12 protein-coding genes are annotated in these 14,815 nt (G+C 52.2%); 4 read left to right on the forward strand and 8 right to left on the reverse strand.

Features of this window, described 5'->3' with window-relative positions:
- The first annotated feature begins 25 nt into the window (after window positions 1-25).
- From B4O97_RS10910 to B4O97_RS10920, 3 genes are all read left to right on the forward strand, one after another.
- A complete protein-coding gene (locus tag B4O97_RS10910; protein ID WP_083050788.1) occupies window positions 26-490 on the forward strand; it encodes a hypothetical protein in 465 nt (154 codons plus the stop codon).
- Complete coding sequence (locus B4O97_RS10915; protein ID WP_083050789.1) at window positions 487-4,722, forward strand: acyl-CoA dehydratase activase; 4,236 nt, start codon at window positions 487-489, stop codon at window positions 4,720-4,722. Before B4O97_RS10910 ends, B4O97_RS10915 begins: the two co-directional genes overlap by 4 nt.
- A 292-nt stretch (window positions 4,723-5,014) precedes the next feature.
- Window positions 5,015-5,929, forward strand: coding sequence for a sensor histidine kinase (locus B4O97_RS10920; RefSeq protein WP_143305650.1), 915 nt, complete (start codon window positions 5,015-5,017; stop codon window positions 5,927-5,929).
- Window positions 5,930-6,019: 90 nt separating this feature from the next.
- On the opposite strand, the gene B4O97_RS10925 is transcribed toward B4O97_RS10920, so the two are convergent.
- The 5 genes from B4O97_RS10925 to B4O97_RS10945 all read right to left on the reverse strand — a co-directional run bounded on the left by B4O97_RS10925 (window position 6,020) and on the right by B4O97_RS10945 (window position 9,990).
- Window positions 6,020-6,637, reverse strand: coding sequence for an outer membrane beta-barrel protein (locus B4O97_RS10925; RefSeq protein ID WP_083050792.1), 618 nt, complete (start codon window positions 6,635-6,637; stop codon window positions 6,020-6,022).
- Window positions 6,638-6,935: 298 nt separating this feature from the next.
- Window positions 6,936-7,694, reverse strand: a complete 759-nt coding sequence (locus B4O97_RS10930; RefSeq protein ID WP_083050794.1) for an ABC transporter ATP-binding protein — start codon at window positions 7,692-7,694, stop codon at window positions 6,936-6,938.
- Window positions 7,661-8,446, reverse strand: a complete 786-nt coding sequence (locus B4O97_RS10935; protein ID WP_083050796.1) for an ABC transporter permease — start codon at window positions 8,444-8,446, stop codon at window positions 7,661-7,663. Before B4O97_RS10935 ends, B4O97_RS10930 begins: the two co-directional genes overlap by 34 nt.
- Window positions 8,427-9,038 carry a hypothetical protein gene (locus B4O97_RS10940; protein ID WP_083050797.1) on the reverse strand — a complete coding sequence of 204 codons (612 nt, stop codon included), beginning with the start codon at window positions 9,036-9,038 and terminating at the stop codon, window positions 8,427-8,429. Before B4O97_RS10940 ends, B4O97_RS10935 begins: the two co-directional genes overlap by 20 nt.
- Entirely contained in the window at window positions 9,028-9,990 is a 963-nt protein-coding gene (locus tag B4O97_RS10945; RefSeq protein ID WP_083050799.1) for an ABC transporter substrate-binding protein, read from the reverse strand. Before B4O97_RS10945 ends, B4O97_RS10940 begins: the two co-directional genes overlap by 11 nt.
- A 459-nt stretch (window positions 9,991-10,449) precedes the next feature.
- On the opposite strand from B4O97_RS10945, the gene B4O97_RS10950 reads away from it, so the two are divergent.
- Window positions 10,450-10,860, forward strand: a complete 411-nt coding sequence (locus tag B4O97_RS10950; protein ID WP_083050800.1) for a single-stranded DNA-binding protein — start codon at window positions 10,450-10,452, stop codon at window positions 10,858-10,860.
- Between the two features lie 269 nt (window positions 10,861-11,129).
- On the opposite strand, the gene B4O97_RS10955 is transcribed toward B4O97_RS10950, so the two are convergent.
- The 3 genes from B4O97_RS10955 to B4O97_RS10965 are packed head-to-tail and all read right to left on the reverse strand — an operon-like array spanning window position 11,130 to window position 14,798.
- Window positions 11,130-12,272 (reverse strand): ABC transporter permease, encoded by a 1,143-nt coding sequence (locus B4O97_RS10955; RefSeq protein WP_083050802.1) that lies wholly within the window; start codon window positions 12,270-12,272, stop codon window positions 11,130-11,132.
- Window positions 12,214-13,290, reverse strand: coding sequence for an ABC transporter permease (locus tag B4O97_RS10960; protein WP_083050804.1), 1,077 nt, complete (start codon window positions 13,288-13,290; stop codon window positions 12,214-12,216). The genes B4O97_RS10955 and B4O97_RS10960 overlap by 59 nt, the downstream gene beginning before the upstream one ends.
- Window positions 13,287-14,798 (reverse strand): sugar ABC transporter ATP-binding protein, encoded by a 1,512-nt coding sequence (locus B4O97_RS10965; protein ID WP_083050805.1) that lies wholly within the window; start codon window positions 14,796-14,798, stop codon window positions 13,287-13,289. Before B4O97_RS10965 ends, B4O97_RS10960 begins: the two co-directional genes overlap by 4 nt.
- Window positions 14,799-14,815 lie beyond the last annotated feature (17 nt).

The raw sequence follows: 14,815 nt of genomic DNA on the forward strand, positions 1-14,815 counted from the left end.
GCAATCTTGTCCCGGGAGGTCAGATGTGTCAAAACGTGTAACCCTGAGCATTCCCGACGCCCTCTACCGTAAACTCGAAGAATGGCGGGACAGTTTTAACCTGAGCCGTGTTTTCCAGGATGCCCTGGCGGAAATGATCCGCCGTAAGGAGTCCCTTATGGAACGGTTTCATGATGATCTTCCCCAGATTATAGCCCGTCTGAGGCAGGAAAAACGGGAGGCGGAGGGGAGCTGGGAAAAGCTGGGCCATGACCGGGGACTCCTGTGGGCCCGGAGCGCTCACTGGCTGGATCTGAAAAAGACCCTCTCCTGCGACGCTCATACCCTCCTTGGAGACACCTCTCCCTTTTCGGACGCCTTCCGGAAATCCCTGGAAGAAGAAACTGCCGGAATTGACAAAGAAGACAGGGCAGACTTTACCGGCACGTTTGCGGCAGGCTGGCTCTCCGGAGTCAGAGAGTTCTGGACCATGGTGGAGGACAAGCTGTGAAAAAGAGTCCTCGCCTGGTCGGTCTGGATATAGGTTCTGTTTCCGTTTCCCTGGTGAGCTTGAACAGTCAGGGCGAGCTGCTGGGTCGGGATACTGCCCTTCACGGCGGACATGTGGAAGAAACGATCAGTCGGCTGCTTGATGGATGCGGGAAGGACCCCGGAATCTCCATTGCCGCCACCGGTTCAGTCCCCTCCGGATTTGTCTGTGCCGGGAAAATCAACTCCCAGGTAGCCCTGATCCGGGGTGTCCGGGAAAAGTATCCCGAGGTACGGGGAATCCTCCATGTCGGGGGGGAGCGCTTCGGACTTCTCAGCTTTGACGCCTCCGGTGAATACCGCAGGGCTCGGAAGAACTCAGGGTGTGCCGCCGGTACGGGAAGCTTTCTCGATCAACAGGCAGAACGCCTGGGACTTTCCGGCAGCGCTGAACTCGCGGCCATTGCCGACACCAACACAGGAGAGATCCCCCCCATTGCGACCCGCTGCGCTGTTTTTGCCAAAACCGATCTGATCCACGCCCAGCAGGAGGGCTGGAGTCTTGCCTCCATCTGTGACGGACTCTGCAGGGGCCTTGCCCGCAACATTGTGGATTCTCTTTTTACCGAGTTCCCGGATTACCCGATCCTGATGTGCGGCGGGGTTGCTCTGAACGGAGCCGTGCGCCGTCATCTGCAGGAAATTCTCAAAGTCCCGGTTACCGCGGAAGCGGAAAATGCCCTCTACTATGCCGCCGAAGGCGCTGCCCTGGAACTGCTGGATACAGTATTGGAGCCCGTGCTCTCCCTGAATGTTCCCGGGGATAGAATGATCGGCTGCGCAAAGGGCGAAAAAAATGCCGCCTCCGTATATCCGCCCCTGAGCCTGAATCTCAGCAATTATCCGGATTTCCGTGGCCTTGAATCCTACCGCTTTGTGCCGCCTGCAAAGGCAGGAACCGGGGATGTGGAGGTGGATATCTATCAGGTTTTACGGGAAAACACGGATGTCTACATCGGAATCGATGTGGGGTCCACGAGTACCAAGGCTGTTTTGATGGATCCGTCCCGCAGGGTTCTTGCCGGCTTCTACACCCGGACCTCAGGCCGTCCGGTCCGTGCCCTGCAGGGTATCCTCGCCGCGGTGGAGGATGTCTCCCGGAGAACTGGCTGCGGCTTTCAGGTGATCGGCTGCGGAACCACCGGCTCGGGACGCAAGCTGGCGGGAGCTGTCCTGGGGGCGGATACAGTGCTGGACGAGATAAGCGCCCACGCCCGTGCCGCCGTGGAGATCGATCCGGAGGTGGATACGATCATCGAAATCGGCGGACAGGACGCCAAGTTTACCACCCTGAAAAACGGTCAGGTTACCAGTTCCATCATGAACAATGTCTGCGCAGCGGGAACCGGGAGTTTTCTCGAGGAACAGGCCCGGAAACTTGGGACCAGGGTGGAGGAATACGCGGCATGTACCGAGGGTGTCGCAGCGCCCCTTTCGTCCGACCGCTGTACCGTCTTCATGCAGCGGGACCTGAATCATCTGCTCTGCGACGGCTGGAAACGGGAGGAGGTTCTTGCGGCGGCCCTGCATGCGGTACGGGAGAACTACCTGCAGAAGGTGGCCGTCGAGAGCCGCATGGGAGAAAAAATCTTTTTCCAGGGTGCCACCGCCAAAATAAAAACCCTGGTGGCGGCCTTTGAACAGAAGCTTGGCAAGGCCATCCTCGTCTCTCCCTGGTGTCATTTGACAGGGGCCCTGGGGGCAGCGCTGGAGCTGTCTGACCGGCGGGTCGTCTCCGATTCCTTCAGAGGCCTGGCTCTCTGGAGAGAGGAGATTCCCGTGCGAAGCGAGGTCTGCGATCTTTGTACGAACCACTGCAAGCTCACCGTCGCTGAAGTTGCGGGAACAAGCGTGGCCTACGGCTTTCTCTGCGGCAGGGACTACGGTACAGGTCATTATGTTCGTGGGAGCGGCAGTACCTTCAATCTGCTGGGGGCGGAGAAAAAAGCTGAAGGCCCTGATCCCGAATCCTCTGTACCCGAAGCATCCTTTTCAGTGGGACTGCCTTCAGCATTATACCTGAGGGAGGACCTGCTCTTCTGGAAGACCTTTTTCGCGGAACTCGGGATTCCCGTCGTTTCCGGGGAGGGTATTCAGGACGGAGTAGCCGAAGGCCGCCGCCATACCGGAGCGGAATTCTGCGCTCCCCTGACGGAGCTTCACGGCCAGGTACATCGGCTTGCGGACTCGGCGGATTATGTTTTTCTACCCGTCTACATGGAAACGACGAAGGAGAAAAAGGACCAGCGAAAATTCTGTTACTACAGTCAATTCGCGCCGGCCATCCTGGCGAACCATTTCCCGGAAGGAAAACTGATCAGTCCCGTTGTGCAGGCCAACTCCTTTCCCTTCAAGGCTCAGGGGGAGCTGTATAACGCTCTTAAGGGGCTTCCGGGAAAGTACTCCTTTCTGTCCATTACTCGGGCAATAGAGAAAGCAGCAGCCGCTAAAAACCGGCGCAGAGAGGCCCTTGAAGAGCAGTTCGAAAAAGAGCGGAACAGGGCAGGGGATTCGGATGTTCAGGTTGTTCTTCTTGGCCGGCCCTATACGGTTCTCTCGCCGTTCATGAACAAGGGAATACCGGAGATCTTCGCCAAACTCGGGGTGACAGCTTTTTATCAGGATATGCTTCCTTCGGACCCGGAAGCCTCCGGAAACCTGAGGACACTCCTGGAACAGGTCCACTGGCATTATGCCTCCGGGATTCTCGAAGCCGCCGAGACTGTTGCCCGAACTCCCGGACTCTACCCTGTTTTTGTCAGCTCCTTCAAATGTTCCCCCGATTCGTACCTGCGGAGCTATTTCCGGCAGATCATGGATGCCCGGGATAAACCCTATCTTATTCTGGAGCTGGACGAGCACGGTTCCAGCGTCGGGTATGAGACCAGGATCGAGGCGGCCCTGCGTTCCTTTGGCAATCATCGTAACATGGAGAAGGGCGGCGGGACGAAGGTGGACTACTCAGGCCTGCTTCCCGACCTGACTGCGGACCTCCGGAATAAAACAGTGCTGCTGCCGAACTGGGACCCTCTGACGATTCCTCTGATCGCGGCGAACCTGAAACGGGAAGGTGTTGACGCACGGGTCCTGAGTGAGTCGGCCGATTCCATCCGAAGGGGTCTGCGCCACAACGACGGTCAGTGCATTCCCATGAATGCCGTCGCGGAGGAGGCCATGGATTATGTGCGCAGGAACGGACTCGATCCGGCGAACACCGTTCTCTGGATGATGAAGTCCGATCTTGCCTGCAATATCGCCCTCTATCCCCACCACATCCGGTATATCTTCAGGAATTACGGCGGCGGTATGGAAAAACTGGGGGTCTTTACCGGAGACATTACCTTCGGAGAGGTATCCATTACCGCCGCGGTGAACACTTACTTCGCTTTTCTGTTCGGGGGACTCCTTCGGAGAATCGGATGCCGCCTCAGGCCCTACGAGATGAATCCGGGGGAAACCGACAGGGTAATTGCCCGGGGCATCGAAAATCTCGAGGAAGCTTTTCTGGGGCGGAAAAGAAAAGAGGATGCCGTCAGGGAAATAATTGAAAAGGTGGAAGCAATTCCGGTGACTGACGCCGAGCGCCCCAAGGTCGCGATCTTCGGGGATATATACGTCAGGGACAATGATGTATTCAACAACAACCTTATACGCTTCATTGAGAATCACGGGGGGGAGGTAATCACCACACCGTACAGCCAGTATGCCAAGATGATTTCCGATGCCTATTTCAAGCGCTGGTTCGCGGAATATCGTTTTCCGACCCTCCTGGCCTACAAGACACTGCTGGCTGCCGTTGAGCTTCTGGAACGCAGCTATCAGAAGCTCTTTGACCGGGTGTTGCCCCTGTCCCATGAGCGCTATGACGAGCCTGCTGAAGAGATCCTTGAACGTTTCGGCATGAAAATAGAGCACACCGGTGAATCCATGGATAATATCCTGAAAGTCTGGTATATCAAGCGTCACTATCCGGAAGTCTCCCTTTTTGTACAGACCAGCCCCGGTTTCTGCTGCGCAGGGCTTGTTACCGAGTCCATGACCCGCAGGATTGAAGAGGTAACCGGAGTCCCCGTGGTCAGCCTTACCTACGACGGTACCGGTGCGGATCCCAATGAAATACTGGTTCCGTACCTGCGCTTTCCCCTTTCAACGGAGAAGAAGCTGAAGAGCGACATGGAACTGCAGACCGGCTGAACCCTGTCCCGGCCTGCGTGTCTGTACCTGGAAGAATAATAGAAGGCGGCTGGCGAATAAGCCGCGCAGTGACGTCGGTTTTCGTAATATTTCCGTCCATGAATACGAATCCGGCGACTGGAACCTCACGAGTCGATACGTACCAACATACTCACCGATTTTTATCGTTATAATTAGGCAGTTCCGGATTTCTGACCTCATATAATAAAAGTAATGGAATTATTTGACCTGTGGCCTCTGCCGGGATATAATGAAAACGATATATTACCACAAAATGAAATAGGCGGTTTCGGTGGGGAATCAATTACTGCCCTGCATTCTGTGCATTTCCATAGCTCTTCAACTGGCATCTACTGTATACGCATTGGTCCTGATAAAAACATCCGGTTTTTTCAAACCCTGGCTGCTGATTGCATCTGCAATTGCCCTGATGTCTGTCCGGCGGATAGTCAGCTTGATCCAGATGCTCAAAAGCGGTGTTTTCCCTCCGGAAGCCCTGGAGCCGGAACTGATTGCCCTGATTATCACCGTGTTGATGCTTTCTGGTCTGCTTTTGTTCGGACCCGCTTTTGAAATCATTAAAAGGCAGCGTGAACAGGAGGTACAGGAAAAGAACTATCTCCTTCGGGAGTCCCATCATCGGATCAAGAACGATTTGCAGATTCTTAAAAGCCTGATCAATCTACAAATGAACAGCTCCCTATCCGGCGATTCTGCGAAGCTTTTAAGGGAGATCGATCTCAGGATCAGCTCGTTTCTGCTGCTTCATGAATATATGTACCGGGATGGTGTTTTCGGTATCTCCTTTCGTGATTACATCAGAAGGCTTGCTGATTCCATACATGCAGCCTTTGATGATGGCAGGGTTGCGCTGAGTTTGAATATTTCCGATACCGGGGTGGAACGAAAAAACCTTCTCTACTGCGGGATAATTCTCAACGAAGCCCTTACCAACGCCTATAAATATGCCTTCGGGCAGACGGAATCTCCCAGGATAATCGTTTCCGACCGGGTGGAAAACGGACGTCATTATCTTACCATTACAGACAACGGTTGCGGTTTTGAAACGCCGGGAGCAAGCAGCGAATCTTCCTATGGGCTTTCCCTGATCCAGGGGATAGCCGGAAGTGAAGGTTGGGATTTCCGCATAGATGGCAGCGACGGCACCACCGTGGAGGTATCTTTTCCCGCGGTTGTGGATGTATGAGAACAAGAAAAAAAAACACCGATGGGAGGATAAGAAAGATAAAAAAAATCCCGGCAGAAAATACCGGGATTAATAGTGAATCGTGGCAGTCTAAAGTTTCATTCCGCCTTCAATGCCTATGCCGTGAATGAAGAGGTCGGTGTCGTCATAATATTCAGTCAATACGCGAGAGAATTTTAATCCCAGGAAAGCACCGTTTTGAAACTCATATCCGGCGCTAACTGCAAATCCAAAGAGAAGATTATTATCGTAATCATCGTCGCTGCTGCTGGTGTCATTACTGGTGTCAATTTCGATGTCTCCTAACAGATAAAAAAGATCGGGACCGCCCATTATATAGAATGATCCTTGATCAAGAGGAAAGAGGCCTTTCAGATAGACAGGGATTTCCAGCATTTTCCAGGTTTCGCGAATCCAGTCATCACCGTCTCCATATTGCATCGAAGCGAGGGTAAATAGCAGTTCAGGCTGAATGGCAAGTGTGCTTGAGACCTTGTGTTCAATGAATCCACCGATGCTGAAGCCAAAAGAAAATTCATTATCGACTTCGACACCATACATAAACTCATAATAGTCCTGCACATCTCCCCAGCCGTCTCCGGTCCAGGAATAATCACTCAAGGCACCCTTTAATCCGAAAGATGTCTGGGCAAGCGCAGGCAAGACAAGCAGAGACAGCATAACCAGAACAACAACAATTTTTTTCATCACATTCTCCTAAGATGTTTTTAAAATTAAAGCTTATAAATTTCCTGCTGTCAATTATCATTTTTATCTAAAAGGTATATTTTTGTTCCCAGGCTTTTACGGTTATTATTTAGTTGGAATCCAAACTAAATATAATGCTTGTTGGAAGGTCCATATCCTAACGAGCCCACGAAGCTCGCAGAGAATGAAGCTTGAAGCGGCGGTATGCAGATCTTTTTCATCCTCCGCATCTTTGTTTCCCAATTTTCTCCCTGTATCTATGTGATTTCTGAGGCTCAGTAGCAAAAACCTCCACCTTTCAATGGCCTGAATCCTGTCCGTTTTCCAGCCCCAGCAGCCGGTGGATGGTCCCTGAAGGATCGCCGCTTATGGAGGTTCGTACTTCTCCTGTAAGTTTGCCCTGCTTCATCACACAGACCGTGTCAGCCAGAAATACCGCTTCTGCGATATCATGGGTTATAAAGAGGATCGTGTTCCCCAGCTTTCGCTGGATGTTTTTCAGTTCCCTCTGAAGTTTTTCCCGGGTTATGGCGTCCAGGGCGGAAAAAGGCTCGTCCATCAGCAGGAAACCTTTCCTCTGACAGAGAGCCCTTGCCAGGCTGATTCTCTGGGCCATTCCTCCCGACAGCTGCCGGGGGTAACTTCGTTTCCATGCCTCCAGCCGAACCAGTCTCAGGGCCTCATCGATCCGGGCCTCCCTGTCCTGATTGTCCAGAAAGATATCCTGGGTCCGTTTAAGGGCCAGCAGGAGATTCTCCTCAACGGTTTTCCAGGGAAGAAGGCGGGAGTCCTGAAACACAAGCGCCGGAGGGCTCTCCGGATTGTCCCGCCGGATTCGTCCGCTATCGGGTTTCAGCAGACCTGCCAGCAGTTTCAAAAGGGTTGTTTTACCGCAGCCGCTGTCTCCCACCAGAGCGGTAATCTGTCCTGAAGGGATTATAAGGCTGATGCCGTCCACGGCTTTGACAGGTCCTTTGCTGTGCAGGAATGTCTTGCTCAGGTTTTCTATATCGATGCGGGGGGCTACCATGTCCGCCCCTCTTCGAGATTCTGCCATGGTATCCAGCTGTTGAACAGCTTCATCAGGACACGGTCCAGCAGGATACCGCAGATTCCCAGGGTCAGAATTCCCACGAATACCCGGTCTATCCGTCCCATTTCCTGGGAATCCAGAATCAGGTAGCCGATACCCGAGGCGGCGGCGATCATTTCCGCTCCCATCAGTGCCCGCCAGCTGTAGCTTATCCCCAGCTGAATACCCGTCAGAATTGAGGGAAGAGCCGAAGGAATCAGCACCGCTGCAAGGTAGTCCCCCCTGGTCAGTTGCAGCGAGTCGGCCAGTTCCCGCCAGCTTTCATCCACGGTATTCAGGCCGCTCAGTACATTGAGGAATACCGGAAAAAAAGAGGCCATAACGATGACGGCGGTTTTGGAGGCTTCGCCGATGCCGAACCACAGGATAAGCAGAGGAATCGCCGAGAGAGGTGGTATGGAACGAAGGAATTCCAGGCTTCCTTTTGTCAGGTTCCTGATCCAGCCCAGAAAATGGATCAGAATGCTCAAGGGCAGAGCGATACCCAGGGTAATGACGAATCCCGTCAAAACCCTCCTCAGACTGACACCAAGGTGTCGTATCAGCTCCCCCCGGGACAGCAGGGTCCATGCTGCTTCTCCCACCCGGCGGGGGGAGGGGAGCAGGTAGGGATGGACCCATTCGTTCCGGGACGCTGTTGTCCAGAGGATGAGTACCAGAAGCGGCAGTACAAGCTTACCGGCCCCCGCGCCAGGCTTAGCTGTGGATATCCGCATAGGCCTGCAGACCGTACCATCCGGCTTTTCCTTCTGGTTCCAGGGAACAGGGAGGAATTGCTTCGCCGGAGAAGAAATCCCCCTCGTGGTTGATGATTGATTGGGCTTTTCGCCATTTGAAAGCCATATAGGAGGCGTATTCTTCATCCGTCAGCCGGCGGTTCTGGAAACGGGACACCTGGCTGCGAAATTCATCGTCGAAATAACCCGGAGCCGGCAGATAGCTTCGGCGATCCTCACCGATCTGGACTTCGAAGTAAAAGCGTCCTATGTATGCGCCCGGGGCTTCCGCAGGACCTGCCTGGGGATCCACCGTCAGTCTGTGGGGAGCCAGAGTAGGGATGCGGGTGACCATTTCGATGCACTCCAGTATTCCCCTTCCGGGAAAGGCCGTAAGAAGGGCCATTTCATTCCGCCGCGGGGCGGTCCGGGGACTCATCTCCCGGATCGCCTGTTCGAAGAGCCGGAACGCCACTGCGGTGGCGATGACCTGGGTGGGCCCGCAGTAAGCGTAGAGCTGATCCCAGCTGATACTGACAGGGTCCCTCTGATCCGTAAGGACCAGAGGTCGGTTCAGGTATCTATTGAACATCCAGTAACCTGCTCTTCAGGTCTTCGGTACTGACCTCTCCTTCGATCATTCCCAGGTCTCTGAGGAAGGCGATGTCTTTCATAAGTCCCTGTTCATCGGAGGCGGTAAAGCTTTCGGCAATGCCGCTCCGTTCATAAAGCTCCCGGGCGGCTTCAATGGAGATGTCCTGCTGGGAGGCACCGATGGTCAGGGCTTTTTCGGGATTCTCCATAATATAGCGGTAGCTCTCTTTCTGGACCTTCCTGTAGCGCCTGATGATTTCCGGATACTCCTCGGTAAAAGAGCGGGGAGAAACGCTGACCAAAAGGGGCTGCACATAACCGGCGCTGGTGGTGAGTATCCGCCCTCCCGCATCCTGGGTTTTTAGAACCAGGGCAGCCGCCAGCAGGGCTGCATCCACCTGGCCTGCCAGCAGGGCGGCCTGGGCCTGGGGCAGTCCCATGGACACGAGACTCACATTTTCCAGGCCCTCTTTACGGATGACCGATTCCAGAAGCTGATGAAGAACCGTGCCTTTAGGACCGGCTACGGTTTTTCCGCTTAATTCACTCAAATCGGCGGGACCTTCTGCGGCGGTCATGATGGTGAATGTATCCACCGGTCTGCTGACCACATCGATGATATCCACATTGTTACCGGCGGCATTGGCGATGATGACCGACGCGGTGTTCATAACGGAGGCGATATCCAGAGAACCGGCGGCCATGGCTTCGGCCTGTTTGGCTCCGGAGGTGATTTCATGCCAGTTAACGGCGATCCCGTCCCGGGCGAACTCCTTCTCGAGAAGGCCATGTTCCTTCATTACCATGACCTGCAGGTTGAAGGGGGACTTTACATAGGAGATGTTGATCTCTGTCAGTTCATTTCCGTCTCTCCGGCCACCGGCGGAGATGGTGGAAATGAACAGCAGAAAAACAGACAGCGTGAGAACATATTTCTTTATACGGTACATAAAAACCTCTTGGAAAATCAGAATAGTTAATGTATATTAACTATTTATGCTTATTTGTCAATAACAAAGTTAGCTTCCCCAAATAAAGAGAGTGCTCCTCAGGTAAAACAGTAAATCATTCTCTCTTCTTCCTTGCATAATCTTCATGTATATACCCGGCGTTTTTCTCAGGACTCCATTCACTCTGAGAGATCAGTGAGAAATTCCCCCCCCAAAGTTCACGAAGTCTGCAGAGTTTACGTGTAATGGAGTATTCTCGTGGGGTTTCTGGATATTCATCTGTCTCTGTGTTCTCGGAGGCTCGGCGGCAAGAAACCTTCTACATCTTTTTTATTCTACCCAACCTTGTTCATGAAAAAAATGTAAAAAATCTTCCCGGGTAGAATCACATCCTCTTTTTCCGGGTTTTACACTGTATACACGGCGCCGAAACGTGATTTACAAAATTTGGAGGAAAAGATGAACCAACTGAACACTATCCATCTGGACGGAAACCTGGTGCGGGACCCCCAGCGAAAGGAGACACCAAAAGGTACCCCGGTCTGTACCTTTTCAGTGGCTTCCAACCGTTATTTTCGCCAGGATGAAGAGAACAAACAGGAGGTCTCCTTCTTCGATGTGGAGACCTGGGCCGATACTGCCGAGACTTGTGCAAAGGTCCTGAAGAAGGGGCGTGGGGTGCGTATTTTCGGGAGGCTCAAACAGGACCGCTGGGAAGATGCGGAGGGAAAGACCCAGTACCGGATAAAGATCGTTGCAGACAAGGTGGAATTCCGGCCTCAGTTCAATAAAACCGGTAAAAGTGATGATGCTGAAGACGGGGCGTCGGAGGACCGGGTGGAGGAGGAAGCTGCCGAGCTGGTGATATGAATCGTTACGCTTGTATAGACTGGAGTCCTCCGGGCTCCAGTCCCTTCTTATGGGCATAACAGGTCGGGAATGTGGAGTGATAATAGCAGGCCCATAGCGGCTGCAGCTTTTTCGGGTGTTAAGCTGCAGGGTTATTGATTTTCGGGCCTGTCGGAAGCGTCTACAGAACAGTATGAGAGTCTCTGAATCTCCTAAAAAAAGGAACCTCTTTGAAGATTCTGGATTTCAGCATAAATCTATTTTGATACATTGAATTGCCGGTACCCAGGCTACTTTTTTTCCCCCGATTGCCGCCGCGACGGCAGAAGCCGGAGCGGAAGGGCAAGTTTGAATTTGCTCCCACGCAATGACATAATGACGCTTTGCAGTACAATGAAAAGATACAGCAGGAGCCCGCTGATTATCGCCTGGAAATTTGACTGGATACCCGCAGCACGGATCAGTTCATTGATTATCAGAAGGGTCAGTGTGCCGATCGGTGCACCCAGCGGGTTTCCTACGCCGCCGTTGAGTAAGGTGCCGCCTATTATAGCCGATGCTATTGCTTTTATTTCAAACCCTGCCGCGTTTCCCACATTTCCAGCCCCTGTCGTCATTATGTACACGAATCCCGCAATCCCGGCTGTCAGTCCGCATATAATGTATGCGAAGAATTTCGTTCCCTTTACATTGATACCGAGCATCATGGCACTCTGTTCATTGCCGCCGACAGCGTAAACATTGCGGCCGACCCGCGACCACTTCATAAAGGCGGCGATGAGGGCAACAAGGACTATCACTATAATGACACCCGGTTTGATTTCACAGGGGATGAAGACGCCCAGCCTGTTCTGCGTGCCAAGCCAGGGAATCATTATTTTTGCATCCCGCAGGGCAACGAAAGCAGGCATGCTCACGTTGATCGGATCTTTGTGGAGTGACGTCAGCAGTCCTTTCGCCAGGAACAATCCTGAAAGCGTTATGATAAATGGCTGTATCTCAAGGTAGGCAATGAGAAATCCCTGAAGGAGACCGAATGCGATACCTATGGCCAGAGCAATAAGCAGGGCGCCCGGAATGCTTCCCGCGTCAGATTCCAGAAATACGGCACAGGCCATGGTTACCAGGCCGCAAACTGAGCCTATGGAAATGTCAATGCCGCCTACGATCATAACTACGCACAGCCCAAGTGTCATGATGATGAGCGGAGCATTCAGGTTGAACAGATCAAAGAAGGTCTGAAACTGCAGGAAACTGCGCGGAAAACTTATAATCGCAAACAGGTACATCAGTACAAATATTACTGCAGCAATGATAAACAGAAGGTTTGAATTCGATAGTTTTGTTTTGGGCCCGGCACTCGGAGAATTCACCCTAATCCACCTTCTTTCCGGATGTGTTTCCGTCGATAAACTCTGTCTCGACAGTCTCATCCGCCCCTATCATTGTTCTAACCTTGTCCAGAACCTTGCCGGAATAAAACCTGGTCACCGGAGAAGCTACTACCATGAGAATCATAATGAAAACCGCTTTGAAAGCCAGAATGGCCTCGGGTTCCACCTCCAGCCTGAGCAGGGTCCTGTTCAGCATCTCTATGGTGTATGCGCCGATGATAGAACCGGTAATGCTGAATTTCCCGCCGCCCAGTGAGTTCCCGCCGATTGCTACGGCGAGAATCGCATCCATCATGATGAACTTGAGCAGATTGACGCTGTCGTGACGTCCCGCCTTGTTCACTGCGATGAAACCTGCGACGGCGGTACATACTCCCATAATCAGAAAGGTCAGGAATATGATTTTCTTCGGATTGATACCGTTCAAACGCGCAGCGCTCGGGTTGATTCCTACCGACTCCACATAGAGCCTGAGGTTCGTGGTTTTAAGTACTACGACGACAATCAATATAAACAGGGCGGTCAGGATTATGGGAGTCTGTATAGGAACTCCCGGTATTACTGTACCGATTTGATTCGATATATCATTTGCCAGAATGGGAGATAATTTGCCATCAATCATGAAGGCGATGGACCTGCCTCCCATTAAAAGTATGAGGGTTGCAACCATTGGCTGAACTTTGAATATCGAAACCAGGGTACCGTTGAATACGCCAAGGACTAAACCGGCTGCACAGCTTATCAGAAAACCCGCCACTATGGTTAACAATGTGACTTCGCCGGCATTCAGGACAAACAGGACAAATATGGCGGACGTAATGGTAGCGCTGACACCTATGCTTATGTCCTGCCCTTGTGAGGCCGCAGTAACCAGAGTCATGCCTATTGACAGAATCACCAGCTCCGAAGCGCCGAACAGTATATTCGGAATGTTTCCGTAAAATGCTCCGTTTACTATAGTGATGCTGAAGTAATCGACCCCCTTGATCAGATTGATGATAATGAGGAGTACCAGAACCGTGACGGGGAGAAAGAGATGAGAATATTTATCTTTCAACTTTTTTCTTCCCTCCCCCGGGCTATCACTTGCATGACATCGCTTTCCGTCAAATTCATTCCACTGAGTTCCCCGACGATTTCACGGTCCTTCATGATTATCAATCGGGAACAGGTTCGGAGCATTTCATCAATTTCCGAGGATATGAATGTCAGGCTCATTCCGCTTTCGGCGAGCTGGAGCACCAGTTTTTGGATTTCCACCTTGGTTCCGACATCGATTCCCCGTGTCGGTTCATCGAGGATCAGATACGCAGGGTGCGTGAGCAGCCAGCGGGCCAGAATGACTTTCTGCTGGTTGCCTCCCGACAGGGATTTGACGGGCGTGTTGATGTTCGGGGTTTTGATATCCAATTTCTTTATATATTCGTCGGCAAATTCCTCAACCTGTTTCTGAGCAAAAGGCTTGAAAAAGCCTTTCATAACCTGAAAGGCCAGAATAATGTTGTCGCGTACCGACAGGTCAGCGATAACTCCGTCGCCCTTGCGGTCCTCCGGGAGATAGCCGATTCCCTGTTTCATGGCGTGCAGGGGCGTCCTGATCTTCACTCTCCTCCCGTTCATTCTGACTTCACCGCCTGTTACCTTGTCGGCGGCGAAAATTGCGCGGGCACTTTCGCTGCGTCCGGAGCCGAGCAGCCCGGCGAACCCGTTCACTTCGCCTTTTTGTATGGTAAAGTTGAAAGGCCGTACACCTGCGGCGCTCGAAAGCGCCTTCCCTTCCAAAACCGGTACGCTGGTGTCGGATGCAAGGGCCTCATGTTTTTTTATCTTTGTGACATCATCAAGATTTTTACCCATCATCTTTGAGACAAGCTCGATTTGGGGAAGTGATGATGTTTCGTATTCACCGATTAACTTTCCATTGCGAAGCACTGTAATCCGTTCTGCAATTTCGTATACCTGCTCGAGAAAATGGGTTATGAAGATAATTCCCACGCCCCGTGATTTCAATTCGCGCATGAGTTCAAAGAGTTTATTTACCTCATCTTCGTCCAGTGAGGATGTCGGCTCATCCAGGATAAGGATCTTACAGTCCATATCGACCGTTCGGGCAATCGCAATCATCTGCTGGACCGCAAGGGAACAGCTTGATAGTTCCTGGGTCGGACTCGCTGAAATTCCGAGGGAATCGAGCAGTTGTGCAGACTTTTCGTTTATCTTCTTCCAATTAATGAAAGGATCCCGGCTGCGGCCGATAAACATATTCTCTGCAACAGTCAGATTGGGGCAAAGAGTGATTTCCTGATAGACTGTGCCGATTCCATTTTTTTGCGCTTCCTGCGGCGACCTGAAGTGAACCTGCTTTTTATCTATAAATATATGGCCGGCGTCCTTTTCGTAAACTCCGGTTATGACCTTTATCAGTGTGGATTTGCCCGCTCCGTTTTCTCCCATGAGGGCATGAATCTCACCCTTCCGGAGCCTGAAATCTACGTTATTAAGGGCTTTGACCTCTGGAAAAGATTTGCTGATAGCTCTCATTTCGAGTATGACTTCGGACTGCAATCAACGATCTCCTAACA

It is taken from the genome of Marispirochaeta aestuarii, from assembly GCF_002087085.1.
Classification (GTDB): domain Bacteria; phylum Spirochaetota; class Spirochaetia; order JC444; family Marispirochaetaceae; genus Marispirochaeta; species Marispirochaeta aestuarii.

Bases quoted from the DNA above. Each gene is read 5' to 3' on its own strand.
- B4O97_RS10935 (WP_083050796.1), bottom strand. From the start codon at position 8,446: ATGCGGATATCCACAGCTAAGCCTGGCGCGGGGGCCGGTAAGCTTGTA.
- B4O97_RS10940 (WP_083050797.1), bottom strand. From the start codon at position 9,038: ATGTTCAATAGATACCTGAACCGACCTCTGGTCCTTACGGATCAGAGG.
- B4O97_RS10950 (WP_083050800.1), top strand. From the start codon at position 10,450: ATGAACCAACTGAACACTATCCATCTGGACGGAAACCTGGTGCGGGAC.
- B4O97_RS10925 (WP_083050792.1), bottom strand. From the start codon at position 6,637: ATGAAAAAAATTGTTGTTGTTCTGGTTATGCTGTCTCTGCTTGTCTTG.
- B4O97_RS10945 (WP_083050799.1), bottom strand. From the start codon at position 9,990: ATGTACCGTATAAAGAAATATGTTCTCACGCTGTCTGTTTTTCTGCTG.
- B4O97_RS10930 (WP_083050794.1), bottom strand. From the start codon at position 7,694: ATGGCAGAATCTCGAAGAGGGGCGGACATGGTAGCCCCCCGCATCGAT.
- B4O97_RS10955 (WP_083050802.1), bottom strand. From the start codon at position 12,272: ATGAGACTGTCGAGACAGAGTTTATCGACGGAAACACATCCGGAAAGA.